At 70.3% G+C, this 19,178-nt stretch carries 16 protein-coding genes; 11 read left to right on the top strand and 5 right to left on the bottom strand.

Features of this window, described 5'->3' with window-relative positions; all coding sequences use genetic code 11:
* The first annotated feature begins 29 nt into the window (after nucleotides 1–29).
* Genes ACWCOV_RS37505 through ACWCOV_RS37480 form a run of 6 tightly spaced genes read left to right on the top strand, consistent with a single transcriptional unit; the run spans nucleotide 30 to nucleotide 9,557 of the window.
* A complete protein-coding gene (locus ACWCOV_RS37505; protein ID WP_449834129.1) occupies nucleotides 30–1,397 on the top strand; it encodes an MFS transporter in 1,368 nt (455 codons plus the stop codon).
* Nucleotides 1,394–3,514, top strand: coding sequence for a molybdopterin oxidoreductase family protein (locus ACWCOV_RS37500; RefSeq protein ID WP_449834128.1), 2,121 nt, complete (start codon nucleotides 1,394–1,396; stop codon nucleotides 3,512–3,514). The genes ACWCOV_RS37505 and ACWCOV_RS37500 overlap by 4 nt, the downstream gene beginning before the upstream one ends.
* A complete protein-coding gene (nirB, locus tag ACWCOV_RS37495) occupies nucleotides 3,511–7,416 on the top strand; it encodes a nitrite reductase large subunit NirB (RefSeq protein WP_449834127.1) in 3,906 nt (1,301 codons plus the stop codon). Before ACWCOV_RS37500 ends, nirB begins: the two co-directional genes overlap by 4 nt.
* A complete protein-coding gene (gene nirD, locus ACWCOV_RS37490) occupies nucleotides 7,413–7,757 on the top strand; it encodes a nitrite reductase small subunit NirD (protein ID WP_449834126.1) in 345 nt (114 codons plus the stop codon). Before nirB ends, nirD begins: the two co-directional genes overlap by 4 nt.
* Entirely contained in the window at nucleotides 7,747–8,874 is a 1,128-nt protein-coding gene (locus tag ACWCOV_RS37485) for a uroporphyrinogen-III synthase (protein WP_449834125.1), read from the top strand. Before nirD ends, ACWCOV_RS37485 begins: the two co-directional genes overlap by 11 nt.
* A complete protein-coding gene (locus tag ACWCOV_RS37480; RefSeq protein WP_449834124.1) occupies nucleotides 8,871–9,557 on the top strand; it encodes a sirohydrochlorin chelatase in 687 nt (228 codons plus the stop codon). Before ACWCOV_RS37485 ends, ACWCOV_RS37480 begins: the two co-directional genes overlap by 4 nt.
* Here the strand turns inward: ACWCOV_RS37480 and ACWCOV_RS37475 are convergent.
* Together ACWCOV_RS37475 and ACWCOV_RS37470 are read right to left on the bottom strand one after the other, a co-directional pair.
* Nucleotides 9,554–10,096: a dihydrofolate reductase family protein gene (locus tag ACWCOV_RS37475; protein WP_449834123.1), complete on the bottom strand. Its 543-nt coding sequence runs from the start codon at nucleotides 10,094–10,096 to the stop codon at nucleotides 9,554–9,556. The two genes, ACWCOV_RS37480 and ACWCOV_RS37475, sit on opposite strands and share 4 nt — an antisense overlap.
* 139 nt (nucleotides 10,097–10,235) lie before the next feature.
* Nucleotides 10,236–10,634, bottom strand: a complete 399-nt coding sequence (locus tag ACWCOV_RS37470; RefSeq protein WP_449834122.1) for a MerR family transcriptional regulator — start codon at nucleotides 10,632–10,634, stop codon at nucleotides 10,236–10,238.
* Nucleotides 10,635–10,704: 70 nt separating this feature from the next.
* On the opposite strand from ACWCOV_RS37470, the gene ACWCOV_RS37465 reads away from it, so the two are divergent.
* On the top strand, nucleotides 10,705–11,868 hold the full coding sequence (locus tag ACWCOV_RS37465) for an acyl-CoA dehydrogenase family protein (RefSeq protein ID WP_449834121.1): 1,164 nt from the start codon (nucleotides 10,705–10,707) through the stop codon (nucleotides 11,866–11,868).
* Nucleotides 11,869–11,875: 7 nt separating this feature from the next.
* Nucleotides 11,876–13,405 (top strand): acyl-CoA carboxylase subunit beta, encoded by a 1,530-nt coding sequence (locus ACWCOV_RS37460; protein ID WP_449834120.1) that lies wholly within the window; start codon nucleotides 11,876–11,878, stop codon nucleotides 13,403–13,405.
* 1 nt (nucleotide 13,406) lies between these two features.
* On the opposite strand, the gene ACWCOV_RS37455 is transcribed toward ACWCOV_RS37460, so the two are convergent.
* Nucleotides 13,407–14,564, bottom strand: coding sequence for an SMI1/KNR4 family protein (locus tag ACWCOV_RS37455; RefSeq protein WP_449834119.1), 1,158 nt, complete (start codon nucleotides 14,562–14,564; stop codon nucleotides 13,407–13,409).
* Between the two features lie 69 nt (nucleotides 14,565–14,633).
* On the opposite strand from ACWCOV_RS37455, the gene ACWCOV_RS37450 reads away from it, so the two are divergent.
* Nucleotides 14,634–15,407, top strand: coding sequence for an HpcH/HpaI aldolase family protein (locus ACWCOV_RS37450; RefSeq protein ID WP_449834118.1), 774 nt, complete (start codon nucleotides 14,634–14,636; stop codon nucleotides 15,405–15,407).
* Nucleotides 15,408–15,467: 60 nt separating this feature from the next.
* Entirely contained in the window at nucleotides 15,468–16,163 is a 696-nt protein-coding gene (locus tag ACWCOV_RS37445; protein WP_449834117.1) for a maleylpyruvate isomerase N-terminal domain-containing protein, read from the top strand.
* Here the strand turns inward: ACWCOV_RS37445 and ACWCOV_RS37440 are convergent.
* Together ACWCOV_RS37440 and ACWCOV_RS37435 are read right to left on the bottom strand one after the other, a co-directional pair.
* On the bottom strand, nucleotides 16,160–17,233 hold the full coding sequence (locus ACWCOV_RS37440; RefSeq protein WP_449834116.1) for a CobW family GTP-binding protein: 1,074 nt from the start codon (nucleotides 17,231–17,233) through the stop codon (nucleotides 16,160–16,162). The genes ACWCOV_RS37445 and ACWCOV_RS37440 overlap by 4 nt on opposite strands.
* Before the next feature lie 304 nt (nucleotides 17,234–17,537).
* On the bottom strand, nucleotides 17,538–17,708 hold the full coding sequence (locus tag ACWCOV_RS37435; RefSeq protein WP_449834115.1) for a hypothetical protein: 171 nt from the start codon (nucleotides 17,706–17,708) through the stop codon (nucleotides 17,538–17,540).
* 239 nt (nucleotides 17,709–17,947) lie between these two features.
* On the opposite strand from ACWCOV_RS37435, the gene ACWCOV_RS37430 reads away from it, so the two are divergent.
* Nucleotides 17,948–19,156, top strand: coding sequence for a GNAT family N-acetyltransferase (locus ACWCOV_RS37430; protein WP_449834114.1), 1,209 nt, complete (start codon nucleotides 17,948–17,950; stop codon nucleotides 19,154–19,156).
* Nucleotides 19,157–19,178: the final 22 nt, after the last annotated feature.

Below are 19,178 nucleotides of genomic sequence, written 5' to 3'. Positions count from 1 at the left end.
AAGTGAGGTCGGATGATCGGAGACTTGCGATGACGCTCGAGGCACGACCTGAAGCCGTCACCACCCGCGACGGAAGCGGTGCGGTCGGGACGGTCGAGGCGCCGCGGCGCGGCCGCTGGATCGATGTCTGGGACCCTGAGGACACCACGTTCTGGGCCGAGAAGGGCCGTGCGGTCGCGCGGCGCAACCTGTGGCCGTCGATCTTCGCCGAGTTCCTCGGCTTCTCCGTCTGGCAGCTGTGGAGCATCGTCGTCGTCTCCATGCCGAGGGCGGGGTTCGGCTACTCCACCAACCAGCTGTTCTGGCTGGTCGCGCTGCCCAGCCTGGTCGGCGCGACGCTGCGGCTGCCGTACACGTTCGCCGTACCGCGGTTCGGCGGCCGGAACTGGACCATCGTGTCCGCGCTGCTGCTGCTGATCCCGACGATCGGGTTGTCGTACTTCATGACCCAGCCGGACACGCCGTTCTGGCTGATGGCGCTGGTCGCGGCCACCGCGGGTGTCGGCGGCGGCAACTTCGCCAGCAGTATGACGAACATCTCGTTCTTCTACCCGGAGAAGGAGAAGGGCTTCGCGCTCGGCATCAACGCGGCCGGCGGCAACCTCGGCGTCGCCGTGGTCCAGCTGGTGGTGCCGGTGGTGGTCGTGCTCGGCGCCGGCCTGACGCTGAACCGGGCCGGCCTGATGTGGATCCCGCTGATCCTGCTGGCCGCGTTCCTGGCCTGGAAGGTGATGGCCAACCTGTCGGTCGCGAACTCGTCGTTCCGGACCTCGATCGCGGCGGCGAAGCGGCCGCACACCTGGATCATCTCGTTCCTCTACATCGGCACCTTCGGCTCGTTCATCGGGTTCGGCGCGGCCTTCCCGCTGCTGATCAAGACCACCTTCCCGGACATCACGCTGTCCCACGTCGCCTTCCTCGGCGCCCTGGTCGGCTCGATCTCCCGCCCGTTCGGCGGCAAGCTCTCGGACAAGCTCGGCGGCGCCTGGGTGACGGTCTGCGCCTTCGTGGTGATGGGCCTGGGCATCCTGTCGGCGATCGTGTCGCTGAACGCGGGCAGCTTCCCGGCGTTCCTGATCAGCTTCCTGGTCCTGTTCGTCGCCAGTGGCGCCGGCAACGGGTCGACGTACCGGATGATCCCGGCGGTGTTCCGGCTGACCACCCCGGACGACCCGGGCCGGGCCAAGCGCGAGGCGGCGGCCTGCATCGGGATCGCCTCCGCGGTCGGCGCGTACGGCGGCTTCCTGGTCCCGCGCGGGTTCGCGATGTCGACGAGCAGCTACGGCTCGCTGATCCCGGCGCTGTACGCCTTCTGCGCCTTCTACGTGGTCTGCCTGGCCGTGACGTACTTCTGCTACCTCCGCAAGGGTGGCCCGCTCAGCCGGGAGCGCGTGTGACGGCTGTTCCAACCCACTGTCCGTACTGCGCGCTGCAGTGCGCCACCTCCCTGCACCCGGCTGCTCGGCCGGGTGCGATGGAGGTGCAGCCGCGGGACTTCCCGACGAACAAGGGCGGGTTGTGCCGCAAGGGCTGGACGGCTCCCGAGGTGCTGACCGTCCCTGACCGGCTCACCACTCCGCTGGTGCGGGACGCGGCCGGCAACCTGGCGCCGGTGAGCTGGGACGAGGCGCTGGACTTCGTCGCCGACCGGATCCGTTCGCTGCAGGCAGAGCACGGCAACGACGCCGTCGCGGTCTTCGGCGGTGGGGGACTGACCAACGAGAAGGCGTACGCGCTGGGCAAGTTCGCCCGGGTGGCGCTGAAGACCGCGAACGTGGACTACAACGGCCGGTTCTGCATGTCGTCCGCGGCGGCCGCGACGAACCGCGCCTTCGGGATCGACCGCGGGCTGCCGTTCCCGCTGGCCGACCTGGCCGGTGCCGGCGCCGTCCTGCTGGTCGGCAGCAACATCGCCGAGACGATGCCTCCCGCGGTCTCGCACCTCGAGGGTGTCCGCGGGTCGGGTGGGCTTCTGGTCGTCGACCCGCGCCGTACGGCGACTGCTTCGCTGACCGAGGACGGCGCCGGCATCCACCTCCAGGCGACCCCCGGGACCGACCTGGCGCTGGTGCTGGCGCTGACTCACGTCGTACTGCAGGAGGGTCTGGCCGACACGGCGTACCTGACCGAGCGCACCGACGACCCGGAGGCGCTGTTCCGTTCGACAGCCTCCTGGTGGCCCGAGCGGGCGGAACGCGTGACCGGTGTGCCGGCCACGACGATCCGGCGGGCAGCGCGGGCACTGGCGGCCGCGGCACCCGTGCACGGGGGCGCCGGAGCGTTCATCCTGACCGGGCGCGGCGCAGAGCAGCACAGCAAGGGCACTGACACGGTCACGGCCTGCATCAACCTCGCACTGGCGCTCGGACTGCCTGGCCGGCTCGGCAGCGGCTACGGCTGCATCACCGGACAGGGCAACGGCCAGGGCGGTCGCGAGCACGGCCAGAAGGCCGACCAGCTGCCCGGCTACCGGAGCATCGCCGACCCCGCAGCCCGCGCGCATGTGGCCGGTGTCTGGGGCGTGGACCCGGACAGCCTGCCTGGTCCGGGGAAGAGCGCTGTCGAGCTCATCAACTCGCTCGGTACGACGGGCGGTCCCAAGGCGCTGCTGGTGCACGGCAGCAACTTGCTGGTGTCCGCGCCGCGCCTGGCCTCAGTGCGTGAGCGGTTGGCAGCTCTCGACCTGCTGGTGGTGGCCGACGTCGTCCCGTCCGAGACGGCTCTTCTGGCGGATGTCGTCTTCCCAGTCACGCAGTGGGCAGAGGAAGAGGGCACGATGACCTCGCTCGAGGGCCGGGTGATCCGGCGTCGTGCCGCCATCGCCCCGCCCGGTGAGGTGCGCAGCGACTTGGCGGTCTTCGCCGGTCTTGCCGAACGCCTGGACAGCATTCCGTTCTCGACGGATCCGGCGGAGATCTTCGAGGAGCTCCGGCTCGCCAGCAAGGGTGGCAAGGCCGACTACTCCGGCATCACCTGGGACCGGATCGACGCAGGCGAAGCGCTGTTCTGGCCGGTGCCCGCCGAAGGCCACCCGGGTACGCCGAGGCTGTTCGCGGACTCCTTCAGTACGCCGGACGGCCGCGCGCACGTGGTCCCGGTCGACCACCGGCCGGTCGCGGACGACCTGAACGCCGCGGCGCCGATGTACCTGGTCACCGGTCGGCTGCTGCAGCACTACCAGAGCGGCGCGCAGACGCGGCGGGTCCCGGAGTTGGCCGAGGCCGAGCCGGAAGTCTTCGCCGAGATCCACCCGCGGGTGGCGGCGCAGCTGGGTGTTTCCGACGGGCGCCCGATCCAGCTGCGCACCACCCGCGGCGCCATGGTCCTCCTGGCCCGGGTGACCACCGACGTCCGTCCGGACACGGTCTTCGTGCCGTTCCACTACGGCGGAGCCGGCGCGGTCAACGAGCTCACCAACGACGCGCTCGACCCGGTGTCCCGGATGCCCGAGTTCAAGGCCTGTGCCGTCGAAGTCACAGCCGCCAGCCTCCCGGCGACTGGAGTTCCGGCATGAACGACAAAGTGGTGATCATCGGAGGTGGCATGGCCGGCCGGCGGCTGGCCGCGCTGCTTCCGTCGTACGACGTGACCGTCCTCGGCGACGAGGGGTCCTACAACCGCGGCCGGCTGACCGAGTACGTCGCCGGTCGCGCAACCGAGCCCGCGGTCGGTTCGGAAGCGGTGACGACCGCGGCCCGGGTGGACCGCTCGCGGCGGGTGGTCACGGACACCGATGGTCGCGAGTGGTCCTACGACCGGCTCGTGTTCGCGACCGGCGCAACACCCGTTGTGCCCAAGGGGATTCCGGATGCGGCCGGGGTGCACACGCTCCGGTCCGCGGCCGACGCACGAGCGATCGTGGAGCAGGCCTCCCGGGTACGGCGTGCTGTCGTGCTCGGTGGTGGTGTGCTCGGCGTCGAGACCGCCTGTGCGCTACGCGAACGCGGCGTCGCCGTGACGCTCGTGCACGACGGGGAAACCCTGCTGGACAAGACGATCCGGCTCACTGCCGGTCGGCGGGTCACCCGGGCGGTGCGTGAGCTCGGTGTCGAGGTGCTGCTCAACACGAACCTCGAAGGCACCGACCTGCGCGACGAGCGGTTCCGTGCGCTGCGGTTGCGCGGTGGCCGGCAGGTATTCGGCGACTTGCTGGTCGTCGCCTGTGGAGTGCAGCCGCGCGCCAACCTCGCGACCGGGTTGACGGTCCGGACCGGCATCGTCGTCGACCGGACGTTCACGAGCCCGGACGACCCACGAGTGCACGCGATCGGCGACTGCGCCGAGATCGACGGCCTGGTCACCGGCACGGTCGCGTCCGCGTGGGCGCAGGCCGAGGCGCTCGCGCAGCACCTGGCCGGCGCGGAGTACGACGTACCCGACGTCGAGGTGGTCCGCCTCACCGCGGGCGGCCTGGATCTGCTTGTCCTCGGCAACAAAGAGGACGACGGGGAGGTGGTTCGGCTCGAGGACGGTGAGCGGTACGTCCGCGCCGTACTGCGGGACGGCGTCGTCCGCTCGGCAGTCGCGGTCGGCGCTCCGGAGGTGGCCGCCGAGCTCGTGCTGCTGGCCGACCGGGGCACACCGGTCGCGGCCGAGGGGCTGCTGGCGGCTCCCGACGTACCGACGAAGAAGGTGGCCACCGTCTGCAGGTGCAACGGGGTCACCAGGGCCGCGATCGAGGCGGCTTGGCGTGGAGGTGCCGACAGTGTCGCCGGCATCGCCGCGAAGACGCGGGCGACGACCGGGTGCGGCAGCTGCACCGGCGCCGTCGGCGATCTGCTCGACCGCTTCCGCCGCGGCGAGACCGAACCCGTACCAACCAGGAGGGCGACGATGACAGAGCTGAACAAGGCCCGGCACGTAGTGGTGGTGGGCGGAGGAATGGTCGCTCACCGGTTGGTCGAGGCGCTGCGTTCCCGTGACCCGGAGATCCAGTGGCGGATCACGGTGCTGGCCGAGGAGCCGCGGCTGCCTTACGACCGGGTCGCGCTGACCAGCTACTTCTCCGGCCGCGACCCGCACGACCTGTCGCTGGGTGACCCGGAGCTCTGGGACGACCCGGCGGTGACACTGCGCAAGGGCGTTCAGGTCACGTCGTTCGACAGCACGGCCAAGACGGTGACGACCGCGCGCGGCGAGAAGATCGGGTACGACGAACTGGTCCTGGCGACAGGCTCGTCGGCCTTCGTGCCGCCGGTGAAGAACAACGACGCGCAGGGCTGCTTCGTCTACCGCACCATCGACGACGTCGCCGCGCTGCGGGTGTACGTCGAGCGGCTGAAGAGCGAGGGCAAGGACGTCCACGGTGTCGTGGTCGGCGGTGGTCTGCTCGGTCTCGAGGCAGCTGGTGCGCTCCGAGCCCTCGGCGCGGCGACCAAGGTGGTCGAGTTCGCGCCGCGGCTGATGCCGCTGCAGGTGGACGAGGGCGGCGGTGCCGCGCTGGCGCGGTTGATCGAGGGACTGGACGTCGACGTGATGGTGTCGACGCAGTGCACCCGGGTCAAGCTCACCTCGCAGGGCGCGGCTCGTGCGATGGCGCTTGCCGACGGCCCCGATCTGCCGGCCGACGTGGTGGTGTTCGCGACCGGTGTCCGGCCGCGCGACGAGCTGGCCCGGGAGGCCGGTCTGGCCGTCGGCGAGCGCGGCGGCGTGATCGTCGACGAGGCCTGCCGGACATCGGTGCCGGGGGTCTGGGCGATCGGTGAGGTCGCGTGCATCGAGGGCCGGGTCTGGGGCCTGGTCGCCCCCGGTTACACGATGGCCGAGATCGTCGCCGACCGGCTGCTCGGCGGCGAGGCGACGTTCCCGGGTGCGGACACCTCGACGAAGCTGAAGCTGCTCGGTGTCGACGTGGCCAGCTTCGGCGACGCGTTCGGTACGTCGGAAGGCGCCCTCGACATCGTCTACGCCGACCCGATCGCCGGTGTCTACAAGAAGCTGGTGCTGTCCGACGACGCGCGGACCCTGCTCGGCGGCATCCTGGTCGGCGACGCATCGGCGTACTCCGGACTCCGGCCGATGGTCGGCCGCGAGCTCGGCGCCGACCCGGCCGCGTTCCTGCTGCCCGAGGGCGCCGGTCCGGTCAAGCTCGAGCTGCCCGACGACGCGCCGGTCTGCTCCTGCAACAACGTCTCGGCCGGCACGATCCGCTGCGCCGTACGCGACGAGGGCTGCGGCGACATCAAGTCGGTGTGCGGCAAGACCAAGGCCGGCACGTCGTGCGGATCGTGTCTGCCGATCGTGAAGAACCTGATGAACACCGAGCTGGCCAAGGCCGGTGTCGAGGTCAGCAAGGCGCTGTGCGAGCACTTCGCGCTGTCCCGCGCCGAGCTGTTCGACGTGGTCCGGATCACCGAGCTGCGCACGTTCAGCGAGATCGTCGAGCGGCATGGCACCGGTCGCGGCTGCGACATCTGCAAGCCGGTGGTCGCGTCGATCCTGGCCAGCCTGGACCCCGCGGGGCACGTGCTCGAAGGCGAGCGCGCGACGCTGCAGGACACCAACGACCACGTGATGGCCAACATGCAGAAGGACGGCACGTACTCCGTCGTTCCGCGGGTCCCGGGTGGCGAGATCACCCCCGAGGGCCTGATCACGATCGGCGAGGTGGCCCGCGACTTCGGCCTCTACACCAAGATCACCGGCGGCCAGCGGGTCGACCTGTTCGGCGCCCGGATCGAGCAGCTGCCGGCGATCTGGAAGCGGCTGGTCGACGCCGGCTTCGAGTCCGGGCACGCCTACGGCAAGGCGCTGCGCACGGTGAAGTCGTGCGTCGGCTCGACCTGGTGCCGGTACGGCGTCCAGGACTCGGTCGGGATGGCGATCGCGCTCGAGCTGCGGTACCGCGGGCTGCGGTCGCCGCACAAGCTCAAGCTCGGCGTCTCCGGCTGCGCCCGCGAGTGCGCCGAGGCGCGCGGCAAGGACGTCGGCGTGATCGCGACCGAGAAGGGCTGGAACCTGTACGTCGGCGGCAACGGCGGCATGACCCCGCGGCACGCCGAGCTGCTCGCCTCCGACCTGAGCGACGACGAGCTGTTCCAGGCGATCGACCGATTCCTCATGTACTACATCCGCACCGGCGATCGGCTGCAGCGGACCTCGGTCTGGATCAGCGAGATCGAAGGCGGTCTCGAGCACGTCAAGGACGTCGTACTGAACGACAGCCTCGGGATCGCCGGCGACCTGGACGCCGCGATGGCCCGGCACGTCGACTCCTACGTCGACGAGTGGCGCGCCACCCTGAACGACCCCGACAAGCTGGCCCGGTTCGTCTCCTTCGTGAATGCGCCGGACCAGCCGGACGCCGACCTGCGGTACGTGGTCGAGCGCAACCAGCCGCGGCCCGCCACCCCGGCCGAGCGCGGACAGCTGGAGCCGGTGCTGCTGGCCGGCCCCCGATTGGAGGTACGCCGATGAGTATCACTGCGATGAGCCAGACCGTGGTCTGCCAGTACGACGTGCTGCTGCCGGAGCGTGGGGTCGCCGCGTTGGTCGGCGGCGTGCAGATCGCGTTGTTCCGGACTCACGACGGGTCGGTGTTTGCCCTCGGCAACCAGGATCCGTTCAGCGGTGCGAACGTGATGTCGCGCGGCATCGTCGGCAACCGCGGTGACGTGCAGACGGTGGCGTCGCCGATGTTCAAGCAGGTCTTCGACCTCCGGACCGGTGTCTGCCTGGACGACCCGTCGGCGTCGCTGCCGGTGTATCCGGTGCAGATCGTCGACGGACAGGTACTGGTGACCATCGGTGAACAGTAAGCCCGGGCCGCTGAGCGGCTGCACGATCGCGATCACCGCGCACCGCCGCGCGGAGGACCTGATCGCCTCGTTCGAGCGCCGCGGCGCGAAGGTGCTGCACGCGCCGACCCTGCAGATCGTGCCGGTCGCCGACGACCACGCGCTGATCGAGGCCACCCGGCGGGTGATCGCGAACCCGCCGGACGACGTCGTCGTCACCACCGCGGTCGGGTTCCGCGGCTGGATCGAGGCGGCCGACACCGCCGGGCTGGCCGCCGACCTGCTCGGCACGCTGGAGCAGTCGCGCATCCTCGCCCGCGGCCCGAAGGCCCGCGGCGCGATCCGGGCCGCCGGGCTGGTCGAGCACTGGTCCGCCCGGTCGGAGACGACCGCCGAGGTGGTGGAGTGGCTGCGCGACCAAGGTGTCGAGGGGCGGAAGATCGTCGTACAACTGCATGGACTGTCGGACCCCGGCCTGCAGGATTCGCTGCGGGGAGCTGGGGCGTCCGTCCGCGGGCTCGAGGTGTACCGCTGGGGTCCGGCACCGGACGCGTCGCTCGTCGAGCGGATGATCGGCCAGCTCTGCTCGGGCGCTGTGGACGCTGTGGTCCACACGTCGGCGCCCGGCGCGCAGGCGATGCTCGACGCAGCGGCGCTGACCGGGCAGTACGACGCTCTGCTCACGTCGCTGCGGACGGGACGTGTGCTGAACGCCTGCGTGGGTCCGGTCACGGCCACGCCCTTTGTGACGTTGGGGATGGAGCCGTTGGTGCCGGACCGGTTCCGGCTCGGCGCATTGATCCGGATCGTCACCGATCGGCTCACCGAGGACCACGCGCGGTCGATCGAGACTGAGTTCGGGCAGCTGGTGATTCGTGGTGGCGCCGCGGTGCTGGACGGGGTGGTTCTGCCACTCGGTCCGGGGCCCCGCGCCGTACTGGCCGCTCTCGTCGCGGCCGGTGGTGATGTCGTGTCGCGACCGGAGTTGCTCGCGGTGCTTCCTGGTGCAGAGGACGTACACGCGGTGGAGGTCACGGTGAACAGACTGCGTACGGCGGTCGGCAGGCCGGAGTTGGTGCGGACAGTGGTACGACGCGGCTACCGCCTGGCCGTGGAGCCGGCCGGGGTGGCGTCATGACGATCGACCTGATCGCAGCAGCCCACGGTACGGCGGACCCGCGCGGCATCCGGGTAGTGCACGAGCTCGTCCGGGAGATGGCTCGTCAACGCCCGGACATCCCGATGTCGTTGGGTTTCGTCGACGTCGACGTACCTGCTCTTCCGGGTCTGGTCCGACGTGTCATGGCCGACGCCGGTGAAGCCGTCGTCGTACCCCTCCTGCTGTCCAGCGGCTACCACGTCCACGTCGACATCGCCGCCGAAGCGACCCGCTACCCCGGTCGCGTCCACACTGTCCCCGCCCTCGGCCCCGACCCCGTCCTGGCCGACATCATGGCTGACCACCTCGGCGACCTCTCCCGAATCGACCGTGTGGTCCTGGCCGCCGCCGGCTCCTCCGACCCACGAGCCCTAACCGATTGCGTGCAAACAGCCCGCTTGTTGTCCCGCCGCGTGCACCGCCCCGTCGAGGTCGGCTACGTCTCCGGCGCCGGCGAACACCTGACCTCCGTCCTCGCCCGAACCCCCGGCCGAGTAGCGGTAGCCACCTACCTCCTCGCCCCCGGCTACTTCACCGACAAAGTCCACCGCCTAGCCGCCGGCCGCCACGCCACCCCACCGCTGGGCCCCGACCCCCGCCTAGCCACCCTCGCCCTAACCCGCTACCAAACCGCCCTCCGACAGACCGCACTGGCCGTCTAGCTGTAGGTGCAGATGATTACGCCGGTGGTGGTGGGTTCGGCGTGGGTGAGGGTGAAGGTGTGGTGGTCGGTGAAGAGGGTTTGGCCGGTGCCGAGGGTCAGTGGGTGGATCAGCAGGATGTAGCGGTCGATCAGGTGGGGGATGGAGCGGATGAGTGCGCCGCTGCCGAGGACGGTGAGGTCCTGGTCTGCTTTGAGGCGGGGGATGTCGTCGACGGTGATGACGTGCGAGTTGACCCAGTCGGGGTTGTGCAGGGTCGACGAGACGACGTACTTCTGTTGCTTGTTCAGCGACTCGGTGTAGGGGTTGTCGGGTTGCTTCGGCCAGAAGGCGGCGAACTGTTCGTAGGTACGACGGCCGAGCAGCATCCCACCTGATCGGCCGGCCCGCTGACCGAGGACGCGGCCCATCGCGTCGGAGCTGTACGGCGTGCCCCAGCCCCCGTGCGGGAAATCACCCCGCAGATCCTCGTCCGGCAGTCCCGGCGCCTGCATGACGCCGTCCAGCGTCACGTTGCACACAACGGTGATCTCACCCACGGCCATCTCCTTCGCGTAGCTCGCTTCTCACCCACTACACGAATGCCCCGCCGCCGTATCGACACCCAGGCTGCGCCGACGGCTGGACCCAGGGTCGGGTCGGCGCGCAGGTTGTGCAGCCAGCCGGACGCCTGAAGATCTACGAAGACGCCCGCTGAGAGCGGAGAGCCTCCAGGTCGGCGTGGCAGCGGGCTTCTACTTCGGATAGTTCGCGGAGGGTTTCCTCGATGTCGTGGCGGCGTTGTTCGAGGTCGGCCCGGCGGGTGGTGATCTGGTCGAGGAGGTAGACGAGTTGGCCCTCTTCGCCGGGTTCGGCGTCGTACATGTCGACGATGGTGGCGATCTCGTCGAGGGAGAAGCCGAGGCGCTTGCCGCGCAGGATCAGGCCGAGGCGGACGCGGTCGCGGGGGTGGTAGACGCGGGCGGTGCCGCGGCGCTCGGGGGTGAGCAGGCCGCGGTCCTCGTAGAACCGGATCGTCCGCAGCGTGACGTCGTACTCGGCGGCCAGTTCGGCGATCGACCAGGTCTGAGCGGGCACCCGGATATTGTGCACGCACCCCAGATTGCTTTACGTTTACGTAAGCGTCAAGCACGAGGGAGTGCCAGTCATGTTCGAACTGTCCGAGGAGCACCGCGAGTTCCGGCACAGCGTCCGCGACTTCGCCGAGGCGGAGATCGCCCCGCACGCCGCGGAGTGGGACCGCAAGCACTACTTCCCGGTGGAGGTCGTGCAGAAGATGGGCCGGCTGGGGCTGTTCGGGCTGACCGCGCCGGAGGAGTACGGCGGTTCCGGCGGCGACTTCACCAGCCTGTGCGTGGCGATCGAGGAGATCTCCCGGGTCGACCAGTCGATGGGGATCACCCTGGAGGCGGCGGTCGGGCTCGGCATCAACCCGATCCTCACCTTCGGCACCGAGGAGCAGAAGGCGACCTGGCTGCCCGACCTGGTGGCGGGCCGGAAGCTGGCCGGGTTCGGCCTGACCGAGCCGGAGTCCGGGTCGGACGCGGGCGCGACCAAGACCCGCGCGGTGCTGGACGGCGGCGAGTGGGTGATCGACGGCTCGAAGCAGTTCATCACGAACTCCGGCTCGACGATCACGTCCTGCGTGACGGTGACCGCGCGGACCGGCGCGAAGCCGGACGGCAAGGCGGAGATCTCCACAATCATCGTCCCGACGGGGACACCGGGATTCACGGCGGAGGCGTCGTACGACAAGCTCGGCTGGCACGCGAGCGACACGCATCCGCTGTCCTTCGTCGGCTGCCGGGTGCCGGAGGCCAACCTGCTCGGCGAGCGCGGCAAGGGGTTCGCGCAGTTCCTGGCGACCCTCGACGACGGGCGGGTCGCGATCGCGGCCGTCGCCCTCGGCTGCATCCGGGCCTGCCTGGAGATGTCGGTCCAGTACGCCGGTGAGCGCAAGACCTTCGGGGTTCCGATCGGCCGCAAGCAGGGGGTCGCGTTCCAGATCGCCGACCTGAAGGTGATGGCGGACGCGGCCGAGCTGCTGGTCTACCGCGCAGCCGCGCTGAAGGACGCCGGCGCGTCGATGGCCGACTTCAAGCAGGCCGCGTCGGTGGCGAAGTTGTACGCGACCGAGTCCGCGGTGACCGCGACCCGGATCGCGACCCAGGTGTTCGGCGGCTACGGCTTCATGGAGGAGTACCCGGTCACCCGGTTCTACCGGGACGCCAAGATCCTCGAGATCGGCGAGGGTACGTCGGAAGTGCAGCGCATGCTCATCGCCCGGAGCCTCGGGCTTCCGGTGGAATGATGACGGTATGACCCACGACCACTGGACCGAGGTCAAGGTCGCCCGTGAGGCGACACTGGCGCCGCCGGAGAAGGCCGCGGCCAAGCTCGCCTCCCAGAACAAGCTCTACGTCCGCGACCGGATCGCCCTGCTCGTCGACGAGGGCAGCTTCGTCGAGGACGCGCAGCTGGCGAACGCGCTGAACCCGGGCCTGCCCGCCGACGGCGTGGTCACCGGCCGCGGGCTGGTCGACGGCCGGCCGGCGCTGGTCGTCGCGAACGACCCGACCGTGAAGGCGGGCTCCTGGGGGGCCCGGACGGTGGAGAAGATCGTCCGGATCACCGAGGTCGCGCTGCGCGACGAGCTGCCGGTGTTCTGGCTGATCGACTCCGCCGGCGCCCGGATCACCGACCAGGTGCAGCTGTTCCCCGGCCGGCGCGGCGCCGGGCGGATCTTCCACAACCAGGTGGCGCTGTCCGGCAAGGTGCCGCAGATCTGCTGCCTGTTCGGCCCGTCCGCGGCCGGCGGCGCGTACATCCCGGCGTTCTGCGACCTGGTGATCATGGTCGACGGCAACGCCTCGATGTACCTGGGGTCGCCGCGGATGGCCGAGATGGTGGTCGGCGAGAAGGTGACGCTGGAGGAGATGGGCGGCGCCCGGATGCACACCAGCGTGTCCGGCTGCGGTGACCTGCTCGCGGCCGACGACGCCGAGGCGATCGACCTGGCCAAGCAGTACTTCTCCTACCTGCCCGGTTCGTGGCAGTCGCGGCCGCCGTCGTACGACGCCTCGGCGCCGGCCCGCGACTTCACCCGGGACCTGGTGCCGGCCGAGGAGAGTGTCGGGTTCGACATCCACGACGTGATCGACGCGCTGGTCGACGCGGACACGTTCTTCGAGGTCAAGCCGTCGTACGCGCCGGAGCTCGTCACCGGGTTCGGCCTGCTGGCCGGGCAGGTGGTCGGGGTCGTCGCGAACCAGCCGGCCGTGAAGGGCGGCGTGCTGTTCGTCGACTCGGCGGACAAGGCCGCGCGGTTCATCTGGCTGTGCGACGCGTTCAACGTGCCGCTGGTGTACCTGTGCGACGTGCCCGGCTTCATGATCGGCAGCGAGGTCGAGCGGGCCGGGATCATCCGGCACGGCGCGAAGATGATCACCGCGGTCTCGGAGGCGACCGTGCCCACGGTGTCGGTGATCGTCCGCAAGGCGTACGGCGCGGGGCTCTACGCGATGTGTGGACCCGGGTTCTCGCCGGACGCGTGTGTCGCGCTGCCGACCGCGAAGATCGCGGTGATGGGGCCGGAGGCGGCGATCAACGCCGTGTACTACAACAAGATCCAGGAGATCGCCGACGAGACCGAGCGGGTCGAGTACGTGTCCCGGCTGCGCGAGGAGTACGAGACCGACATCGACATCCTCCGGTTGGCCGCCGACCTGGTCATCGACGCCATCGTCGAGCCGGAGGACCTCCGCGCCGACCTGATCGCCCGGCTGGCCGCCGCCCAGTCCAAGGACCGCCACTTCAGCACCCGCAGGCACGGCGTCCCGCCGGTCTGAGTCACAGGTACGACTCGTCGGTCCACGGCTCGAAGGTCGCGTACTCGAGCGGATCGTCGGCTTCGTCGAGCTGCTCGAACACGCGGGACACCGGCTGCGCGCGCAGCCAGGCCAGCAGGGTGTCGACCAGACCGTCGGGCAGCGGTGGTCCCTGGTCGTGGTGCCGGGGATAGATGATGACGGGCCAGTCGTCGGGGTCGCCAAGCGTCAGCCAGCCGAACACGTCACCGTCGATCGAGTCGGCGAACGGCAGGAAACCACCCGGCTCGGGCCAGACCGCCAGCGGCTGGAACTCCGGATGCGCGGCCCGGAGCTCGCGATAGATGCCGAGGATGTCCGCGACGTAGGCGGCCAGACCGCGATAGCCGTTCGCGCGTGATGCGTCGGGATCGCGCAGTGGAGTGACGAAGTTCAGCCAGGACCGCCAGCTGCCGGCTCCGTACGTCTCCATCAACGTGACGTACTCGGAAGGCAGCCGTGTGCCCAGCCGGTCGTAGAGCCGTTCCCAGCTGTCGCTGCCGAGGTACGGCGTCGCCGGTGGCGGCACGAGTTGCCGCAGCGCGTCGAGGCCAGTGCCTTCCATGAGAGCGGCCCGTCGTGAGGGCTCGACCGGTTCAGGCGGAGGCGGTGGCGTCCAGGGCCCGGGTTCCGGCAGGAAGGCCGTGCGCCGCGCTGTCGGTGGCAGTTGGGTCCGGATGGCTTCGTCGAGCATCTGCAGCAGCGGCAGGCCGAGGTTCCGCCAGGGATTGTTCCCCGCGTGGGCGGTGTCCGCGTCGAAGGCGACGACGGGCCATTGATCCGGATCCGGCGAAGCCGATGTGTCCCAGAACAGGTACGTCGATCGGCGCGTGTGGCCCCAGGCGAGCAGCCCGCCGGGCTCGGGGTGGAACGGCGGCGGCGTGTACGGCGGTACCGAACGAGACCAGCTCCGGCAGAGCCGATGCGTGTCCTTCAGCCAGTCGCCGTAGTCGAACCGGCCGTCCTGGACACAAGGCACGGACAGCCAGATGAACTCACCGATGTCCAGCGGCCCATAGGCATCAGCGAGCGACTTGTAGTCACGTGGCAGACCGACCCCGAGCCAGGACTCGACAGCCTCCCAGTCGATCGCAATCGGCCGGTCGCCTGGGGCGGACAGGACGGTGAACGGCAGTTCCATGGATGGCGATACTCGCACAGCGCCCGGCGCGAGCGGTTTAGGGTTGGGGAAATCGTTGGAGGAGAACACGTGAGTTCCAAGGACTTTGCTGACCGGCTTCGGGGTCGGGAGAAGCTGGTCGGGTACTGGGTGGTGCTGGACGCGCCCGTGGCCACTGAGCGGATCGCGCGGGTGGGCTACGACTACGTCGTGCTCGACGGGCAGCACGGGCTGATCGGGTATCAGGGGTTGCTGACCGGGTTGCTGGCCGTGGACGCGGGTGCGTCGCTCGGGACCGGGTCCGTCGGGCTGGTGCGGGTCGAGGCCAACCACCCGACGCCGATCGGGCGGGCGCTGGACGCTGGTGCGGCCGGCGTGATCGTTCCGCTGGTGGACAGCTCCGAGGACGTCACGCGGGCCGTGCAGGCGGCGAAGTACCCGCCGGCCGGGGTGCGGTCGTACGGGCCGATGCGGTCGGCCCTGCGGGTCGGTCCGATCCCGGCCGACGCCGACGCGGCGACCGTCGTACTGGCGATGATCGAGACGCCGCACGGTCTGAAGAACGTGGCCGAGATCTGCCAGACGCCCGGACTGGACGGTTTGTACGTCGGTCCGTCGGACCTCGGACTGTCCGTCGGGGCGCGGTTCCCAGGGGACCCGGACGTCCACGAGCCGTTCGAGGAGGCGGTCGCGCTGATCGCGCGGACGGCGCAGGAGGCCGGTATCGCCGCCGGTATCCACACGCCGGACGGGCAGACCGCGCAGCGGCGGCTGAGCCAGGGCTACACGTTCGCGACCGTCGCGTCCGACCTCACGCACCTGGAGGCCGTGGCGGCCGCGCACCTCGACACCGCCCGTTCCTAGGAACACACCGGAGCCTTCTCGGGTTAGGTTCGGAGAGGACCGCGCACCGAGGAGGCTTGTATGAGGGCGCCCGAGCGAGGAGCACTGCCGCTGCGGCTGGCCGCGACGCTGGCCCGGACGTACGGGTTGGTGACGGAGACCGTGCAGGGCTTGAGCGATGCCGACTTCGCCCGCCGGACCCGCTGCGAGGGGATGCCGGTCGGCCCGCTCCTTGTCCATCTCCTGTACGACGCGGAGCGCGCGCTGGTGGCGTTCGCCAGCCCGGCCGCCGCCGTACCGGACCGGGACTTCGTGACCTACTGGCTGGACGCGCCGCCGGGGTCGGAGGGCGACGATGCCTTCGTCCGCACGGTCGCGTCGGCGTACCGCAGACCTGGCCAACTCGTGCAGCACTGGCGGGAGCTGTCCGAGGCCGCCGTACGCGCGGCCGAGGCCGGACTGGCGGACAAGGGCCGCCGGGTCGAGACGCAGGGGCACGTGCTGCGGGCGACCGACTTCGTCGCGACGTTGGTGCTGGAGGCAACCGTCCACCACCTCGACCTGATCGTCGACCTGCCGGACGCGCCGGAGCCGGATGCCGAGGGGTTGCAGGTCACCGCGCGGACGCTGGACGGCCTGTTCGGCCCGGAGGCGTGGGACGTGATCGGCTGGGACACGACGACGTACGTGCTGAAGGCGACCGGCCGGGAGCCGCTCGACGAGGACGACCTCGAGATGCTCGGCCCGCACGCGGACCGCCTCCCGCTGCTGGGCTAGAGCACCCCGGCGAACGGGTCGTCCAGGTCCTGCCAGTCCAGGCTGGCCAGCTCGGACTCGGTCAGCAGACAGGCGTCCAGGACTGCCTGCAACCGCGCCGGATCCAGACTCATCCCGGTCGCAACCACCGAGCACTCGGCGAGGTGCTCGGTCTCGGACCACTCGCCGAGCGTGCCGAGCGAGGCGCTGTAGCCGGCGGACTCCCACCGCACGCGCTGCGTCGGCCGGTTGGCCAGCCAGACGACCCCACGACTCCGTACGACGCCGTTCACGATGTCCTCGAGCGCGTCGTTCAGCCGGGCCGGGTGCAGCGGCCGGGTCGACCGCCACAGCACCGTCGTCACGCCGTCCCCACTCGGCTGCAGCCGGTCGGAGGACGCGAGCTCGCCGGCCCACGCCTCGGCCGCCGGGAAGTCGAACAGGCCGGTCCGCGCGACCGGTCCGGTTGGCACACCGGCCGGATCGGCCGCGACGACTGTCGTACGGGGGTTCAGGTGGGTCAGCAGGTTGTGCAGCCGCTCGGGCGCCGAGCTGCGGTGGCTGTTGGCGAGCACGCACACGTCGGCGTACTCGATCTGCCGAGCGGTCAGCTCAGCCACGTTCCGCCGGTCCGGCGGGCCCAGCGCCAGCCCGCGCTCGTCCAGAAGCTCGTCGCCGGACAACTGCTCGACCAGCAGTACCGCGTCCACCACGCAGGTCACCGTGTCGACCGCGATCTCCGGCATCGTCCCCACCAGCGCCGCGACCAGCGGCCGGGCCTCCATCGCCGGGGGAGCGGCCAGTACGACGTGGTCCCAGTGCTCGCGCGCGACCAGTGTCTCGAGCAGCGGCAGCAGTGACTCGATCAGCTGGCACGCACCGCAGTCGTCGCCCACGGTGAACTCTCCGGAGTCGATCGGGCCGGACGCGTCGAGCACCTGCCAGGACAGCACGCCCCGCCCGGGCAGCTCGTCCTGGTCCACCACCACGGCCACGGTGGTGGGGTCCACCATCGCGGCCAGCACCGGTTCGCGAAGGGTTGTCGACAGGCCGACCAGCAGGGACAACGAAGTTTTCGAATGGGCGGTCATGAGGGCAGTATATGAAAACGGTTTTCATCAGTCCAGAGGCTGGGAGGGCCGGGTTTCCCGTCAGACCGGGAAATTCCCGGCCCGGCGCGGAATCGGCCTGTCAACAGTCAAGGGTTCGAGCTCCGGCCGGAGACCGGCGCTGCGCTTGGGGTCCGCAATGGGGGATCGGCCGGACGTGTGGGATGGGTGAGCGGGAGTTCGCCGACGTGTTGCGGGAGGCCATCCAGGCCCGTGGGCTGGGGCTCGAGCAGATCCGTGAGCGCCTGCTGGCTCAGGGCGTGTCCGGCAGCCTGGCGACGTTGAGTTACTGGTACTCCGGCCGCTCGCGGCCCGAGCGCCGGGACTCGCTCGCCGCCGTGGAGCTGCTCGAGTTGGCTTCGACTCGGCGCGGCTGCCGGCCGTGTGCAGCGACTTCTCGCAGTTGGACGACGCAGGCGAGGTCGTCCAGCCGGTCGACGTCGACGACGAGGCGCATGGCGCCGTCCTGAACTTCGGGCCTGGCCGGTACGGCTTCCGGTGGGCTGGCAGAACTAACTGTTAACCCCGGAGACTTAACTGTGAAAGGGCTTCCGGCGATTCCGTGCCGGTAGCCGGGCTCCTGCGTTCGGGTCCACCGTCCCCACCAACTGGTCCATCACCCTCTGAGCCGCTGCGCTCCGGTGCCGGTCCGGAAATCGTGAGCGCGTTGTCCGGATCGTCTGGTAGGCAGGGGGTATGGCGATCGAGATCGAGCGGTTCAAGGGTGACTGGGACGAGCTGATGGAGCTCGTCGACCTGGCGTTCGCCGCGCCGTGGAGCGAGGCTCAGATCGAGTTGGAGCGGCGGGTTTGGGAGCCCGAGCGCAGCACCGTCGCGGTCGACGGCGAGCAGTTGGTAGGGCACACCGGGACGTTCTCGCACCTGATGGCCGTGCCGGGTGCGCAGGTACCGGTGGCCGGGGTGACGCTGGTCGGCGTCCGGCCGACGCACCGGCGTCGTGGTGTGCTGCGCGAGCTGATGCGCGCGCAGCTCACCGACGTCTACGAGGCGGGCAACGAGCCCCTCGCGGCGCTGACCGCCAGCGAGCCGGCCATCTACGGCCGCTTCGGGTACGGTTTGGCCTCCGACCACCAAGAGATCGTGATCCGGAAGCAGTCCCGCGAGCTCCGGCCGGTGGCCGGCATCGACGACGTACGGATCAGGTACGTCGACGCTCGCGAGGCGCTCCCGGTCACGACACCGCTGCGCAACCGGCTGGTGCCGCTGCAACCGGGGATGTTCGTCCACGACGACCGCTGGCAGGAGTACGCGACCGGGCCGAACGTCACAACCGACCCGGGCGGTTCCAAGCTCAGGTGTGTGCTGGCCGAGCGGGACGGCGAGGTGACCGGCTACGCGCACTACCAGACCCGGCGTGCCGAGAAGGGTTTCGTCGACGTCGTCCGCGTCCACGCGGTGGACATCGCCTCGCACGCCGCGCTCTGGCGCTACTTGCTGGAGCCGGACCTGTTGAGCGAGACGCGGTACGGCCAGCTGCCGTCCGACGACCCGCTGCTGGATCTGCTGCTCGACCCACGGGCGCCGTCACCGATCACCCGGGACGGGCTGTGGGTCCGGCCGGTCGACGTACGGCGTGCGCTCACCGCGCGGACGTATGCGCGCGATCTCGACGTCGTCCTCGCCGTCACCGACGGCTTCCTGCCGTGGAACGCCGGCCGCTGGCACCTCGCCGGCGGTCCGGGTGGGGCGATCTGCGAGCCGACAACCCGTGCGGCCGACCTGACCATCGACGTACGGGAGCTGGGCGCGGTGTACCTCGGCCGGCCGTCGCTGGCGCGCCTCGGAGCGGCCGGGCTGGTCCTGGAGCACACGTCGGGAGCGCTCGCGATCGTTTCGGAAGCGTTTTCCGCCAGTCGGCTGCCATGGCTCGACACCGGCTTCTGATCGGTTAGCCTTCCGTGGTGCA

Source organism: Kribbella sp. NPDC002412 (genome assembly GCF_053592935.1).
Note: the sequence above shows the minus strand (reverse complement) of the source record. Positions and strands in the feature narration are given on the sequence as shown.

Coding starts and splice junctions, on each gene's coding strand:
- ACWCOV_RS37505 (WP_449834129.1), top strand. CDS start 30: ATGACGCTCGAGGCACGACCTGAAGCCGTCACCACCCGCGACGGAAGC.
- nirB (WP_449834127.1), top strand. CDS start 3,511: ATGAACGACAAAGTGGTGATCATCGGAGGTGGCATGGCCGGCCGGCGG.
- nirD (WP_449834126.1), top strand. CDS start 7,413: ATGAGTATCACTGCGATGAGCCAGACCGTGGTCTGCCAGTACGACGTG.
- ACWCOV_RS37480 (WP_449834124.1), top strand. CDS start 8,871: ATGACGATCGACCTGATCGCAGCAGCCCACGGTACGGCGGACCCGCGC.
- ACWCOV_RS37465 (WP_449834121.1), top strand. CDS start 10,705: ATGTTCGAACTGTCCGAGGAGCACCGCGAGTTCCGGCACAGCGTCCGC.
- ACWCOV_RS37460 (WP_449834120.1), top strand. CDS start 11,876: ATGACCCACGACCACTGGACCGAGGTCAAGGTCGCCCGTGAGGCGACA.
- ACWCOV_RS37455 (WP_449834119.1), bottom strand. CDS start 14,564: ATGGAACTGCCGTTCACCGTCCTGTCCGCCCCAGGCGACCGGCCGATT.
- ACWCOV_RS37445 (WP_449834117.1), top strand. CDS start 15,468: ATGAGGGCGCCCGAGCGAGGAGCACTGCCGCTGCGGCTGGCCGCGACG.
- ACWCOV_RS37440 (WP_449834116.1), bottom strand. CDS start 17,233: ATGACCGCCCATTCGAAAACTTCGTTGTCCCTGCTGGTCGGCCTGTCG.
- ACWCOV_RS37435 (WP_449834115.1), bottom strand. CDS start 17,708: ATGCGCCTCGTCGTCGACGTCGACCGGCTGGACGACCTCGCCTGCGTC.
- ACWCOV_RS37430 (WP_449834114.1), top strand. CDS start 17,948: ATGGCGATCGAGATCGAGCGGTTCAAGGGTGACTGGGACGAGCTGATG.